General features: G+C 26.1%; 1 pseudogene. It reads right to left on the reverse strand.

Annotation, left to right across the window (positions count from 1 at the left end):
* Nucleotides 1-399 (reverse strand): annotated as a pseudogene (locus HMPREF9073_RS00565) (hypothetical protein); the annotation flags it as partial.
* Nucleotides 400-529 lie beyond the last annotated feature (130 nt).

Consider the following 529-nt stretch of genomic DNA (forward strand, 5'->3'; position numbering starts at 1 on the left):
AATTTTAACACATTTTGATAAACACAAGTGATTTATTTTATTAATTTGTATGTCTACTTCTAAAGAGATTGGAAGTTGTTTATAAATACAACTTACCACTTCTTTAAAATACTCATTGTGTTTTAAATAAGGTATATCACACTGAAACCCTTTCTTATTATAAAACTCTTGTAATAATATTTCTTCAGAGAGGTCTGTACCTAAATCTTTATCAAACAGAGTATAGATAACAAAATGAGGTCTATATTGTTCCATAAAAGGAACCTTTATCAATTCTATACCAACAATAAGAGTCCCTAAAACTTTAAAAAATTTATTTTGAGTATAGCTCCCTAACTGGGGGAAAGCACTTTGCCATTCTTTGTTAATTTCTTGTTTGAGTTCTCTGTCTATTTTCATACTATTATGGTTTGATCTTAAAAATTTTATAACCTTTATAATTCCTTTGATATTTTTCAAATTGTCCTTTTCAAGGTAAACATACAAAATTTTAATCCAGAACTTTTCTTATAGTCTTATATGAATGTTT

This window comes from Capnocytophaga sp. oral taxon 326 str. F0382 (assembly GCF_000318295.1).
Classification (GTDB): Bacteria; Bacteroidota; Bacteroidia; order Flavobacteriales; family Flavobacteriaceae; genus Capnocytophaga; species Capnocytophaga periodontitidis.